Source organism: Neisseria sp. P0021.S007, assembly GCF_051956855.1.
Window position 1 is genome coordinate 1 of sequence record NZ_JBQCXA010001307.1, and the last position, 502, is coordinate 502.

At 52.0% G+C, this 502-nt stretch carries 1 pseudogene; it reads right to left on the bottom strand.

From position 1 onward, the window contains the following. Positions 1-392 (bottom strand): annotated as a pseudogene (purH, locus tag ACTHUR_RS18885) (bifunctional phosphoribosylaminoimidazolecarboxamide formyltransferase/IMP cyclohydrolase); the annotation flags it as partial. Between the last annotated feature and the right edge of the window lie 110 nt (positions 393-502).

The following is a 502-nucleotide window of genomic DNA, read 5'->3' on the forward strand; positions in this document are numbered from 1 at the left end:
GTCGGGCCGCCGATGTCGATGTTTTCAATCGCGTCTTCCAGCGTGCAGTTTGGTTTGGCGATGGTGGCGGCGAAGGGGTAGAGGTTGACGCACACGAGGTCGATGTTGCCGATGCCGTGTTCTTCCATCTTGGCGACGTGTTCGTCCAAATCGCGACGGCCGAGGATACCGCCGTGGATTTTCGGATGCAGGGTTTTCACGCGGCCGTCGAGCATTTCGGGAAAGCCGGTATAGTCGGCAACTTCGATAACGGGAACGCCTGCATCAGCCAAGAGTTTTGCTGTACCGCCGGTAGAGAGAATTTCAACACCGAGCTTGGTCAGGGTTTGGGCAAATTCGACTGCGCCTGTCTTGTCGGATAGGCTGATCAGGGCGCGTTTGATGGAAGACATTTGGATTTCCTTTGTTGAAGGTTTAATCAGTATGGGATGAAATTTCAGGGCGGTCTTATCCTCCAGTTTCGCATTTTTGGCAGTAGGTTTTTACAAATATTGTTAACAAT